The sequence below is a fragment of the Bacillus sp. ISL-77 genome, from assembly GCF_018613105.1.
In genome coordinates, this window is sequence record NZ_JAGGQY010000025.1 from 1 (window position 1) to 12,895 (window position 12,895).

13 protein-coding genes, 1 rRNA gene and 1 pseudogene are annotated in these 12,895 nt (G+C 37.6%); 11 read left to right on the plus strand and 4 right to left on the minus strand.

The annotated features are described in order from the left end of the window. The first annotated feature begins 158 nt into the window (after nt 1-158). Nucleotides 159-275, plus strand: a 5S ribosomal RNA gene (gene rrf, locus J7E77_RS09410). 109 nt (nt 276-384) lie between these two features. On the opposite strand, the gene J7E77_RS09415 is transcribed toward rrf, so the two are convergent. Further along, nucleotides 385-693: a hypothetical protein gene (locus J7E77_RS09415; RefSeq protein ID WP_098933185.1), complete on the minus strand. Its 309-nt coding sequence runs from the start codon at nt 691-693 to the stop codon at nt 385-387. 251 nt (nt 694-944) lie between these two features. Here J7E77_RS09415 and J7E77_RS09420 point away from each other — a divergent pair, with 251 nt between their 5' ends. Next, nucleotides 945-1,838: a DUF1835 domain-containing protein gene (locus J7E77_RS09420; protein WP_214713690.1), complete on the plus strand. Its 894-nt coding sequence runs from the start codon at nt 945-947 to the stop codon at nt 1,836-1,838. Nucleotides 1,839-1,994: 156 nt separating this feature from the next. On the opposite strand, the gene J7E77_RS09425 is transcribed toward J7E77_RS09420, so the two are convergent. Then, entirely contained in the window at nt 1,995-2,972 is a 978-nt protein-coding gene (locus tag J7E77_RS09425; RefSeq protein WP_214713692.1) for a ring-cleaving dioxygenase, read from the minus strand. Between the two features lie 286 nt (nt 2,973-3,258). On the opposite strand from J7E77_RS09425, the gene J7E77_RS09430 reads away from it, so the two are divergent. The 6 genes and pseudogenes from J7E77_RS09430 (at nt 3,259) to J7E77_RS09450 (ending at nt 8,418) form a co-directional block, all read left to right on the plus strand. After that, on the plus strand, nt 3,259-4,434 hold the full coding sequence (locus J7E77_RS09430; RefSeq protein WP_214713694.1) for a DUF438 domain-containing protein: 1,176 nt from the start codon (nt 3,259-3,261) through the stop codon (nt 4,432-4,434). Between the two features lie 266 nt (nt 4,435-4,700). After that, a pseudogene (locus tag J7E77_RS31140) lies at nt 4,701-4,963 on the plus strand (sugar phosphate nucleotidyltransferase); the annotation flags it as partial. Nucleotide 4,964: 1 nt separating this feature from the next. Next, nucleotides 4,965-5,375, plus strand: a complete 411-nt coding sequence (locus J7E77_RS31145) for a GlgC family sugar phosphate nucleotidyltransferase (RefSeq protein WP_285290517.1) — start codon at nt 4,965-4,967, stop codon at nt 5,373-5,375. A 137-nt stretch (nt 5,376-5,512) separates the two neighbouring features. Next, complete coding sequence (locus tag J7E77_RS09440; RefSeq protein ID WP_214713696.1) at nt 5,513-6,304, plus strand: HAD family hydrolase; 792 nt, start codon at nt 5,513-5,515, stop codon at nt 6,302-6,304. 344 nt (nt 6,305-6,648) lie between these two features. Further along, nucleotides 6,649-8,028 (plus strand): branched-chain amino acid transport system II carrier protein, encoded by a 1,380-nt coding sequence (gene brnQ / locus J7E77_RS09445; protein WP_214713698.1) that lies wholly within the window; start codon nt 6,649-6,651, stop codon nt 8,026-8,028. A gap of 189 nt (nt 8,029-8,217) precedes the next feature. Beyond that, entirely contained in the window at nt 8,218-8,418 is a 201-nt protein-coding gene (locus tag J7E77_RS09450) for a cold-shock protein (RefSeq protein WP_007083691.1), read from the plus strand. 247 nt (nt 8,419-8,665) lie between these two features. Here the strand turns inward: J7E77_RS09450 and J7E77_RS09455 are convergent, their stop codons facing one another. Together J7E77_RS09455 and J7E77_RS09460 are read right to left on the minus strand one after the other, a co-directional pair. Next, the gene (locus J7E77_RS09455) at nt 8,666-9,073 is read right to left on the minus strand and encodes a hypothetical protein (RefSeq protein ID WP_214713700.1); all 408 of its coding nucleotides are present in this window, start codon (nt 9,071-9,073) and stop codon (nt 8,666-8,668) included. A 225-nt stretch (nt 9,074-9,298) separates the two neighbouring features. Beyond that, nucleotides 9,299-10,141 carry an HAD family hydrolase gene (locus tag J7E77_RS09460; RefSeq protein WP_251028027.1) on the minus strand — a complete coding sequence of 281 codons (843 nt, stop codon included), beginning with the start codon at nt 10,139-10,141 and terminating at the stop codon, nt 9,299-9,301. A 251-nt stretch (nt 10,142-10,392) separates the two neighbouring features. On the opposite strand from J7E77_RS09460, the gene J7E77_RS09465 reads away from it, so the two are divergent. From J7E77_RS09465 to J7E77_RS09475, 3 genes are all read left to right on the plus strand, one after another. Then, the gene (locus J7E77_RS09465; RefSeq protein ID WP_214713703.1) at nt 10,393-10,674 is read left to right on the plus strand and encodes a hypothetical protein; all 282 of its coding nucleotides are present in this window, start codon (nt 10,393-10,395) and stop codon (nt 10,672-10,674) included. A 117-nt stretch (nt 10,675-10,791) separates the two neighbouring features. Then, nucleotides 10,792-10,977, plus strand: coding sequence for a DUF2187 family protein (locus J7E77_RS09470; RefSeq protein ID WP_088088472.1), 186 nt, complete (start codon nt 10,792-10,794; stop codon nt 10,975-10,977). Nucleotides 10,978-11,268: 291 nt separating this feature from the next. Then, nucleotides 11,269-12,870 carry a long-chain-fatty-acid--CoA ligase gene (locus J7E77_RS09475; protein WP_214713705.1) on the plus strand — a complete coding sequence of 534 codons (1,602 nt, stop codon included), beginning with the start codon at nt 11,269-11,271 and terminating at the stop codon, nt 12,868-12,870. Nucleotides 12,871-12,895: the final 25 nt, after the last annotated feature.

Consider the following 12,895-nt stretch of genomic DNA (forward strand, 5'->3'; position numbering starts at 1 on the left):
GAGAGCTGGCACTGCAAATCCTAGTTTTGGATTTGGAGGGACAGATCGAAACGGCCGAGAAGTTAGGAGCCGCAGCTGGACAATTTTAAGGCACACTCAGTTTTACAAACTTCTTCTGCATTATCTAGTTTTGAGGGAATGATTCCTCAATTAAATAGTCTGGCAGCAATGGCGAGAAGGTCACACCCGTTCCCATACCGAACACGGAAGTTAAGCTTCTCAGCGCCGATGGTAGTTGGGACACGCGTCCCTGTGAGAGTAGGACGTTGCCAGGCAAACGAAGGATAACCATTTAAGGTTGTCCTTTTTATTGGTTTTAAATATACAAAAAAGGGCAATGATCTCAAAAATCATTGCCCTTTTCCACGCCTGAAATATCGAAGGCTACCGTTTCAATCTTCTTAATACCTTATCTTCAAAATCTGCCTTATTTATATCCAATCCCATAACTTCATTTCTAAAAGTCTTGAAACGTCCATTTTCCACTTCCAATGTGAAATATCCTCTTTCACTTAAAAGATTAATGTCCCCAATAATATTTTTCCTGAGTACAGGATCAAATAAATTCACTAAGTTAGGGTTGCTTGGATGAGGTTTGAACACGCATCCTTGTTCCACGCATGTTCTTATTATATTTTGGACCTTTGGATGGGCAATACTTTCAATTTTTTTGTTTACTTCGGTACTATACATATTCAATCGTCTCCTTTCCCGTCTTAAAACGATATGCAAATGACTAAACTAATATGCTTACCTAAAATAGCAACATATTAGTCTATGCTTATATTAGAAGGATATATGTATTTTCATGCTAAAATAGATAAATGCTTGTATCAGATTCTACTTTGGAATGAAGTCTAGTTCATAAATCGTGCAAAGTCTGTTGGTTAATCTTATTGAAATAAATGATTAATGAGAGAGATGACTAGAAATGAGGTATCGGTATGATTCACATTGTAAATGGGGATGTAGTGGGTAGTAAGCTAGGAAATCTTCCTGGAGATGTTCTAGTTTGGCGGGAAATGTATGATTTTGGTCCATTATCCGAAGATATTAGGGAGGAAAAATGGATCCATCGCAGGGCCCGTTTTTTTGAAGAAAAATTAGCTATTCCTGCTGAGTTATTTAGTCGGAATTGTAAAGACCAAAATCGATATCTTGATGAAATCCCTAGAGATAAAGAGATTGTACTATGGTTTGAGCACGATCGGTATGATCAAACGATGTTAATGTATTTGCTAAACGAATTATCAAAAAAAGAGTTTAGAAACCTATGGTTGGTGACTATTGATGAGTATGAGGGGGTAGAACCTTTTTATGGCCTTGGTCAATTATCATCTCAGCAATTGGAAGGACTTTATTATCAAAAGAAACAACTAGTAACAGATGAACAAATAATAGAAGCTATTACTGGCTGGAGAGCTTATACATCTAAGAATCCGATAGATATTGAAAAATGGATGGCTTCATCAAAAGAAAAATTACCTTTTTTAAAACAGGCATTTCAATCACACTTAAGCTACTTTCCCTCAGTGCATACAGGTCTAAATGTAGTAGAAACCTTAGTTTTAAACTATCTTGATAAAAATACATGCTCGTTTGGAGAATTATTTCAATCGATAAGTATGCAAAGAATTAATGATGGGATAAGTGATCTTTATTTTGCGGCCATGCTAAACGAGCTGATGCAGGGACCCTATCCATTGTTGGAATGTGATTATCCATTACCCAACTATCAAAATCCGGAACCCAATGCAAAGCTAAGGTTAACTTCCCATGGTTTAGATGTTTTAACTGGACAAAAAGTTCATTGTGAATTTATGGGACGTGATTGGTGAATTGGGGGGGTATTCCAAAAAGAGAATAAATGGTTTTGGGATGGGAACAAACTTATTAAAAAGGGTGATTAAAAGTAGTGGGGGACTGACCCTTTCTAGTTAATAACAAAGAGCGAGCCCCACGGCCACGCTCTTTGTGTGTTATTTTTAAAAGGATTATTCTTTAATGAATTCTTTTGTACTTCTTATGGTATCAATTGGACGAACCAATTTCTCGATTTGTTCCCGTTTTGGTTCTAAGAATGGCGGTAATGATAATTTTTCACCTAATGTTTCGTAGGGCTCATCTCCCATAAATCCTGGGCCGTCTGTGGCAAACTCAAATAGAATCTGCGGTGCAACTCTTGTATAAAGTGATCCGAAAAAGTAGCGATCGACGAATCCAGATGTTTGGAATCCAAAGCTCTCCATATGTCCAATCCATTCTTCTAGAACGGAACGATCGTCGACACGGAATGCCGCATGATGTACCGTCCCAAATCCTTGGCGTGCTTGAGGAAGAACCGCATTATATTCGACTACTACCTGAGCGCCATTGCCGCCTTCACCTACTTCGAATAAATGAAACGCTCCTTCTTGTGCAATCTCTTTAAATAGAAGAACTTTTTCCATCATTTCTTTAAAGTAATCAAAATTAGCGACACGAACAAAGATCGGGCCTAATCCAGTAATCGCATAGTCTAATGGAATCGGTCCTTTTTGCCATGGGGTACCAGCTGCAACACCATTATTATTTTCATCTGAAATCAATTGGTATTGCTGGTCATCAAAATCAACAAACGACAGTGTTTTTTTACCAAATTGCTCTTTAATTCCTGTATGTTTTACCTCTAAACGGTCAAAGCGTTTCACCCAATATTCGATCGCCGCATCAGTTGGGACACGGAAGGAAGTCTTTGAAATTTCGTTGGTACCATGGACCCCTTTAGGTATGCCAGGAAAGTCAAAAAAAGTCATATCGGTTCCAGCACTGCCAATATCATCGGCAAAGAATAAGTGATAGGTTTGAATATCATCTTGGTTAACGGTTTTCTTAACTAAGCGCATCCCTAATACATTCGTAAAAAACTCATAGTTTTTTTCTGCGCTGCTCGTAATGGCTGTTACGTGGTGCATACCTTTTAATCCATTCATTTTGAATCCTCCAATTTATCCTCTATTTTGATTATTTATATTCAAATAGACTTATTTAATAAGTATCTTCTAAACCAATTTGAAATATTATCTTTAAACTATTTATCTTTAATTCGAGATAAATATAACATGAAATTAATATGCTGTCAAAAAGTTCGTCCTAAAAATTTTCACAATTACCTTGTTACTAATGATGTTAATCACAAACAATCAGTTTAGGAAGTGTTAAGTTATTAATGAGAACAAATATCAAAAGTATTTTGAAATAGCAAAGGAGAATCCTGATATGAGTGAATTCATTAATAACCGTGAACAATTAACTAGTGAAAATACAGAACGCGTAGATATACTAAAACAACTTTTTATGGATCTTCATAATGGACGAAATCTTGATGAGGTCAAAGCGCATTTTGATGCGTTTATCGGGAAAATAACCGTCGATGAAATAACCCAGTTACAACATGATTTTGTCGAAGAGGGAAGTATTTCTGCTGCTGAACTTAAGCATATCTACAAGCAGCATTCAGCCATTTTTCAAGGAACGATTAAAGAAGAAAACCATCAAAATGGAAGACCTGAAGACCAGGCAGGTCATCCAATTCATACCTTTAAACTCGAAAATCAAGAGGTTGATAAGCAGTTAACCACCAAGCTTCAAGTACATTTAGAGGAGTTTGTCAAAGAAGATTCAGCTGAAAATATCTATAAGCTAATCGAAGATATTAATCTATTGCTCGATATTGATAAGCACTATAGCCGAAAAGAGAATTTGATTTTTCCCTATTTAGAAAAGTACGGGATCTACGGCCCCACAACAAATATGTGGAGAATCGATGATTTCATCAGAGACGCGATTAAGGACGGCAGACAAAAACTTGCCCATTATCACGGCGACAAGCAGTCTGTTATCGGGGTTTTAAATTATGTCATTCAAGAAGTAGCGGGAATGATTTATAAAGAAGAAAACATTCTCTTTCCTATGGCTTTGAAGAATTTAACAGAAGATGAATGGGTCAAAATTGCCCATGAAAGTGATGAAATTGGCTTTTGTCTGATTGCTCCTGCAGTAGAATGGAAGCCTGAAAGAAAAGCACTAGATGAAAAGGCAATCTCTGAAGGCTATATTAAAATGGAAACCGGTATTCTTTCCTTAAAACAGCTGGAGCTCTTATTAAACCATTTACCCGTTGACATCACCTTCATTGACCAAGATGATGTGGTTCGGTATTTTTCACACGGAAAAGAAAGAATTTTTGCGCGGACGAAAGCAATTATTGGTCGTACCGTTCAAAACTGCCACCCGCCTAGAAGTGTCCATGTCGTAGAGGAACTGTTGGCAGATTTTAAGATCCGTTATTTTGCTTTACGGGATGAGAACGGGAAGTACATTGGCACCCTTGAATTCACGCAAAATATTGACCCAATCAAAGCAATTGAAGGGGAAAAACGAATTCTAGAATAATATATAAAAACTGCCATCCACCGATGAGATCAATCGTCGAGAAATGGCAGTTTTTTTTATATATTGGTCATATTTTCATTGTTTGAATTTACGACAATTCGAGACAAATACAGAGTTTGCGTCACTTTTAGTGTCGATAAAAAAGCAGGGTATTTTCACAAAGCTGTAACAGGTTAAACGGAAAAATGGAAGAAAACGGAGATAATAAGAGTATAAGAAGTTCCAATGACAGTCTCATTCAAAAAAATTTTACGAGGAGGGAAACAATGAAACAAAAATGGATTGCTTTGCTATTGGCTGGAGGAAGGGGAACAAGATTAAACCTGCTTACAAATCCCTAGTTAAACCAGCAGTACCATTTGGTGGGAAATACCGAATCATTGATTTTGCCTTAAGTAACTGCAAGAATTCCAGAATTGAGACCGTTGGAATTTTAACGCAATACAGACCTTATGTTTTGCATTCACATCTTGGCCATTGCAATTATTGGAACTTGTATAATCGATATGGGGGCCTAACGATTCTCCCTTTTGAATAGGGATAGTAATATCTTCCTTCTGAATCCTGAATGGAGAATCCATACTGTCGAAAGTAATGCGCCCCCGTTATTTGTGGATGAGTCAGCCACGGTCCACCAATGTTTACTGAGTGAAGGCTGTGAAATTTACGGTACGATCGAAAAGTCCGTTGTGTATAGCGGTGTGAAGATTGGAAAGGGGGCGCGAATTATAAATGCAGTCATCTTGCCAAATACTATTGTTGAAGAGAACGCCTGGATTGAAAATGCGATCATCGGCAGCCAAACGGTAGTCAAGAATGGGGTCATCATTGTCTCGAAGGATCCTAATACCCATTTAATGGTTGTTGGAAATAATGTAACAGTCGACCCGGCGCTTCACGATGTAGGATCCAAAACCAATGTGTTAGCAGTATCATCCTAAGAAATTCCATGAAGCGTTCACCGCTTGATTATCGGTTCACTTGTCAAATAAATGAATAAAAAATTCACAATTATATATTTTCAATATTTAAAATGGTAAACTAGAAAAAATATCTTTTATACAAGGGGAAGGTTACGATGATTAAAGCGATTTTTTTTGATTTAGATGATACACTGCTATGGGATCAAAAGAGTGTGAAAGAAGCCTTTGCTGCTACTTGTAAAGTAGCTGAGCAACGGTATGGGGTCGATGCGGACCAACTAGAAGAGGCTGTTCGAGAAGCAGCAAGAAACATTTATGCTTCCTATGAATTTTACCCTTTTACGCAAATGATTGGGATTAATCCGTTTGAAGGGTTATGGGGTAATTTTTTAGATGATCAGGATGATTTTAAAAAGATGAAGGAAATGGTTCCTACCTATCGAAAGGACGCTTGGACAGCTGGTTTGAAATCATTGGGCGTGGATGACACGGATTTTGGATTCGAGTTAGCGGAACGGTTCCCACAAGAGCGTAGAAACCTGCCGTTTGTCTATGAGGAATCATTTAAAATTCTTGATACGTTAAAAGAGAATTATCAGTTGCTGCTGTTAACAAATGGTTCACCCGATCTTCAAAAAACAAAACTAACGATAACACCTGAACTGGTTCCATATTTTGATCAAATTGTTATTTCAGGGGATTTCGGCAGAGGGAAGCCTGATCCGACCATTTTTGAACACGCACTCTCGCTTATGTCGGTTCAAAAGGATGAGGTCCTTATGGTGGGGGATAATTTAATGACAGATATTCTTGGAGCGAATCGGGCAGGAATCAAAACGGTTTGGATTAACCGTCATGACAAAGCCAGAAATGAAGTTATCCCTACTTATGAGATTACCCATTTGGAAGAACTTTTTCCGTTATTAGAGGAATTAAAGAAAAAATAAAATACAAACTAATTGAAAGATTGCCGTATATATAGGGAGTTTCCTATATATACGGCAATTTTTTGTATGGATGAAAATGGTGTGCAATAATTATGGTAATTATTTTTCTAGAAAAGTATTGATGAGAAAAATGAAAAATATATCATTTTCACAACTATTTACCAAAATCTTATAAAATAGGTTGAAAAATAAACATATCTTCTTTCGAAATTATCTAACTAATCTCAAAAATAGGTTGAATTTTTCTCAAGAGGATAGTAATATTATTCTCGGAATATATCATTATATAGATACTTTTAGAATTAATTATTTAGGAAGAGAACATCTAGGTGGGAGTAGCTAATATGCAAAATAAATTACCATTTTCAAGGTATTTCGTTATAGGAGTAATGTTGTTTGCCTTGTTTTTCGGGGCAGGGAATTTAATTTTTCCAGCAGCACTTGGTCAAAATGCAGGGTCAAATGTGTGGATGGCGGTGACAGGCTTTTTAATTACCGGAATTGGGCTTCCGTTTCTTGGAATCCTGGCAATGGGGTTCTCGGGGAGCAAGAACTTAGAGGAGCTGGCAAGCAGGATCCACCCGCTCTATGGGGTTATTTTCACATCGCTTCTTTATTTGACAATTGGGCCATTTTTTGCCGCACCTAGGACGGGCGCAGTAGCCTATGATATTGGGATCGCACCGTTTGTAAGTGAAAGTTTTGGTCAAATTGGATTATTTGTATTCACTGGTTTGTTTTTTATTGTGACCTTGTGGTTTTCATTAAACCCAGCAAAGCTTGTGGACCGTGTGGGGAAAATCTTATCTCCTGCTATTATCATTCTAATTTTAATCTTATTAGTAATGGTTATTGTCAAGCCAATCGGTTCAATTGAGGCACCACAAGCAACATATGCAAGCGGGGCGTTCATGAAAGGATTTATGGAAGGTTATAACACAATGGATGCACTTGCATCGCTTGTATTTGGGATCATCGTTATCAATTCAATTCGTTCGATGGGTGTAACGTCTACACGAGGTATCCTTATAGCATCAGCTAAGTCTGGACTGATTGCGACCATTTTTCTTGGAATCATCTACGTTGGCGTTGCTTATTTAGGGGCGTCAAGCACAAGCGTGTTCGGACTTTTTGATACTGGAGGTCCTGTTCTGGGGAAGGCATCTTCTTATTATTTTGGCACATTTGGTACGGTTATGTTGTCGGTTATAATCTTACTCGCTTGTCTAACAACGAGCATCGGCTTGATGACAGCTTGCGGCGAATACTTCCATACACTGGTACCGAAAATCAGTTACAAAATGTGGGTGCTTTTCTTTTCGCTCGTTTCGTTTGTAATCGCAAACTTTGGTTTAGCGAATATCATTAATTTTTCCATACCTGTATTAATGTTTTTATATCCATTGTCGATTGCCTTAATGCTGCTGACTTTTTTGTCCAAGCTGTTTAACCATTCACGGATTGTTTATGTAACAGCCATTTCAGTCACCTTTATGATTAGTATTATCGATGGGCTTAAAACATTCTGTGAGCTGGTTGGAATCGAATATTTTGGGTGGCTAGCGCAGATTGTTGCGTTTTATGATCGAGTATTGCCTTTTTATAACAATGGGCTCGGCTGGCTGCTGCCTGTTTTGGTTACCATCTTAATAACAGGGATTTTTGTCAGTGTGCAGAATTTCTCCGCACACCGCATAAAGAATAAGACTGAAAGTGCCTTATAGCATTTTAAAAACATCAAAAAATAAAATTAATCCTAAATACCTATTTGCATTCCTTACTAATCTCTGTTATAGTAAAGGAGAATTATTTTTGTTAGTCGGTAGGATAATAAGTGCTAAACTTTCTGTCTTGAAGATCTGAGCAAGGATAGTAACACAATGTGTGCACAGCACACGAGGAGGAAACAACAAATGGAACAAGGTAAAGTGAAATGGTTTAATGCAGAAAAAGGATTCGGATTCATCGAACGCGAAGCAGGAGACGATGTATTCGTACACTTCTCAGCTATCCAAAGCGAAGGTTTCAAATCTTTAGACGAAGGTCAAGCTGTAACATTTGAAGTAGAACAAGGTCAACGTGGACCCCAAGCTACTAACGTTCGTAAAGCATAATAAGACCCAAAATATAAAAAGACTCTCTTTATGGGAGTCTTTTTTTGTTGGTAAAATTCAGGGCAAATAAAAAACCCTACTCTGCAGTTGAGTAGGGCGGTCTTATGAAAACGTAAAGTAAATGGTAAACAAAGTATAGCATACATTCCTTCCAATCCCTAATTTTTTTAAATTGATAGAAAATTACTAACTATAATTCCTTTATAAGCTCATATCGGATGAATATTTAAGGTGAAGGTTCAATACCTTAAGAAGTAACTCGGGTTTGTTTTTGATAACGTGTTTTTAAGATTCCTGTTGGCTTTTCCCAAAAGTAAGGCAAGTGGACAGTATTTTGATTGAATATTTCTATTAATTCATGAAAATTCTTCATTTCATATACATTAAAGGCGACACCATTTTCGGTTTTTACCTGAAAATAACGTGTTGTTGTGTTATTTTCACCTGCAGATTCTCTTTCGTAATAGTGGGTTTCGGTAACTTGCTCCCAGGCGTAGTCGTTTACAAAGATTCCTTTTCGCTTATTAATGATTGTGACAGTGAACCCTTTTTCACGACAGGAAACGGTGGTGTCGTTGCCAAAGTATCGCATCCACAAAAAAATGACAACTCCAATCACAAAGATAAACGAACCGATCCAAATATTGAGAAACATGAATCCAATCCCTATAACACCAAAAATGATTCCAAAAACAACGGAAGATTTGGAAGACGTTTTATTCGAAAATTCTCTGTTAATGAAAATCCCCCCTTTAGTAAGAAGGGTATGCAGTCCTTGGTTTTAAATGACTGGACGTGCCTTACAGACTATATAAAAATTAAACGACAAAAAACTGCGTCCCCCATTTTGAGGTGACGCAGTTGTTTAAGCAGAAAAATTTTAGTTTTTAATTATAGTTCGTTGCTCTTCTGTGTTCAATAATTGTAAAAGCTCTCGAACAGCATAGGCAAAACCATCTTCGTCATTAGTCTTTGTGATGATATCGGCTTTTTGCTGAACATGGACAGGGGCATTTCTCATGGCAACTGAAGTGGTTGCTACTTCAAACTGGGCAAGGTCATTGCCGCCATCCCCAAAAGCGATTATTTCATCAAAAGAAAGATTCAACATTTTTTGGTAACGTAATAGAGCTTTTCCTTTATGAGCTTCGTTTGAAGTGATTTCCACATTATTTGGAAAGGAGGAAGCGATCGAAATATCAAAATTCCCTGCTAATGCCGCTTTAACCTCTGCTATCATTTCTATTTGCTCCGGGTGTACCAAGGCAATAAGTTTATAGATTTTTACATTGTCTTTTTCAAGAATTTCATCATAATTGAATTCTTGAAAAAGGGTATCGAGCTCTTGTTTACTTTTCCCATGCAATGGAGGCAATGTCGAAGGAAAACCGCCATAATTGGTGTAAACCAAAATACCAACGCCGAGTTCTTTTAAAATCGTAAAAATACTTTTATAGGTTGATACTGTTAATGTAGCCTCGTACAGCATTTCTCTCGTTTCTGAATATAAAACGGATCCATTGATACAAAAAATCGGAATTTCCATATTTTGAACGGCTTTTAATTTAATGACATCAGCGTAAGCACGACCTGTGTTCAAAATAAGGCAGTGGCCTGAGTCCTTCAATTCGTTTAAAGCCTTCACATTCTCCACGCTTATTTCATGCTGAGAGTTTAATAAGGTACCATCTAAATCGATTGAAATACATTTCATATTTGTCATATTTCCTTTCCATTCCATCATAAAACTACTATAGCAGATTTTAACCCGAAAATGTGTTTCCAAATTTATGTTGGTGCCTGACACCATTTTACACGAAAGGATGTTTGGATATTTGCCATGATCGTTGAATTAACTTTTTTATCTTCTATAATGAAAACAATAACTTAATGGAGGATGTATTTTTTTAAAAATCCTCACGTTCCTTTTTCACGAATCGTTTTTACCGATTAAAAGTTAAGGGGTGACTGGTGATGATTTTGAGAAGTAGCGAAATTACTGGATTTCTAAATCATTTTGATAAGTATGCTAATTGGGATGGGACGAAATATTTTCTTACCTTAAATACAGTCAGTCCGAATGGAACACTTACGATTATGAAGTATCCTGATGGAAAGTTTACCTATCACCGAAAAAACGAACATTATTGGGACATTAGAGAAATAGATATTGAATTAGAAATGTTATCGGATATTATTTGGGGATTTAGGAAAACCATTAATGAACTTATTTTAGAAAGTACGATCGCACTTTAATTGTTCCGATAAAGCGAAGCCTTTGACCCTTCAAGGGCTTTTTTTTTGATCATTTTCCTTATAGATGGAAAGTATTTTTTCGGGAATTATTGGTTAATATAAAGTCGAGGTGATGGAATGGCTACGGCAAATATTGGCGATGTTATTTCCTTTAGTCGTGAAGGAAAAAATCATGAAGGTGTCGTTTCTGGTATTAGGGAAAATTCTGTTATGGTCCAATATGGTTATTCGAAAGATAAGGATGAACCACTTACTACCATTGTAAACCATAAAAATTACAAAATTAAGAAGTCGAAAAGTTGACCCTCTTGCTTTACATAATAGTTTGATATAAACCCCTAAATGTAAAATAAGCCAGAAAAAACTCAAGTGAAAAGAAAAAATGATAAGTACAAAATTCGAGTGAGGGACTAAGTCTCTACTCGATTTTTTTTGTGATAAAGGTAGTTAAATACTAAATTCAGAAAAATTAAATTATTAATTGACAAATCCCTATTTTTGGGACAAGAATAGAATTGTGATGTATACATCAAAGGGACCAATACGCGAAAAGTTTACCCATCACTCTCATTTAATAAAAGAGGAGTTGGTTATATGTTTTCCCCGTTAACCCCATTAACCCCATTAGACTGGAAACGCCGGGCGGTGAAGTATTATCCGAATAAAACAGCCGTCATCGATGGAGAAAAGGAATTTACATATCAAGAATTTGGCAAGCGAGTCGATCAGCTTTCTGCTGCTCTTCTTCAAGCAGGAATCATCCAAGGTGATCATGTAGCGGTCATGTTGCCTAACACGCATTATATGCTGGAGTGCTTTTATGGAATCTGCCAGCTTGGCGCGGTCATGGTACCGCTAAATTACAGGCTTACTGCGGATGACTTAGAGTATATCATTCGTCACAGTGATGCGAAGATGTTAATTGTCGATGAAGAATTTTGCGGACCGATTGAGAAAATAATCGATAATCTTTCCCTCGAACAAATTATAATCGTATCTGTACCGGGACAGGATACTTCTTTAATTGGCATCGATTATGAGGATTTTTTGCAACATACTTTGGAAACGGTTACACTTCCAGAGGTGGATATTGATGAAAATCAACTGCTAACTTTAAATTATACGAGCGGGACGACTTCAAAACCCAAGGGAGTCATGCTTACACATCGAGGGAATTATTTAAATGCTGCTAATTTCATGTATCATTTAGGTGTCAACCATGATGATGTCTATCTCCATACACTACCGATGTTTCATGCAAATGGCTGGGGCGGTGTTTGGGCGATTACGGCTATAGGCGGTACCCATGTATGTCTCAGAAAAGTTGACCCGCCCCTTATACTTGAATTATTTGAAAAGAAGAAAATCACGCTTTTATGCGGTGCGCCAACGGTTGTGAATATGCTGGTCAATGAGCCAAAGGCAAAAGAAATTAAGATTACTACCAACCCACGGATGGCGACAGCCGGCGCACCTCCTGCAGCAGTACTGATTCATAAAGCGCAAGAAATTCTGGGTTTAAATATGATACATGTCTATGGTCTAACGGAAACCTCTCCTTTCATCCTTTACTGTGAGTGGAAAAAAGAATTTGATGCAATGACAGCTGATGAACAAGCAGCGATCAAGGCAAGACAAGGGATTGAACTTGCTTTCAATGGCGAAACAAAGGCTGTACATCAAGATGGGGAAGAAGTGGCCTGGAACGGAGAAGAATTAGGAGAAATCATCACGCGTGGTAACGTCGTCATGGCAGGTTATTACAAGGATCCAATCACCACTGCAGCGGCAATCAGGGGCGGCTGGTTCCATACGGGAGATTTGGCTGTCACTCACCCAGATGGGTTCATCGAAATACGAGATCGTGCCAAGGATTTGATTATTTCTGGTGGAGAGAATATCTCTTCTACAGAGGTTGAAGGAGTTCTCTATAAGCACCCGGCTGTCTTGGAAACTGCCGTGATTGCGATCCCGGATGAAAAGTGGGGCGAGGTTCCAAAGGCGATTATCGTGTTAAAACCTGAGGCGAAAGTAACTGAAGATGAAATAGTCCAGTTCTGCCGGTCAGAGTTAGCACATTTTAAAGCACCGAAGGCAGTTGAATTTGTAGAAGCTTTACCAAAAACAGCAACAGGTAAATTGCAAAAATTTCGTTTAAGAGAAATGTATTGGACCGGTCCGAAGAGAGTCAATTAACTAGCCTGAATTTGGAGTCCTTTTC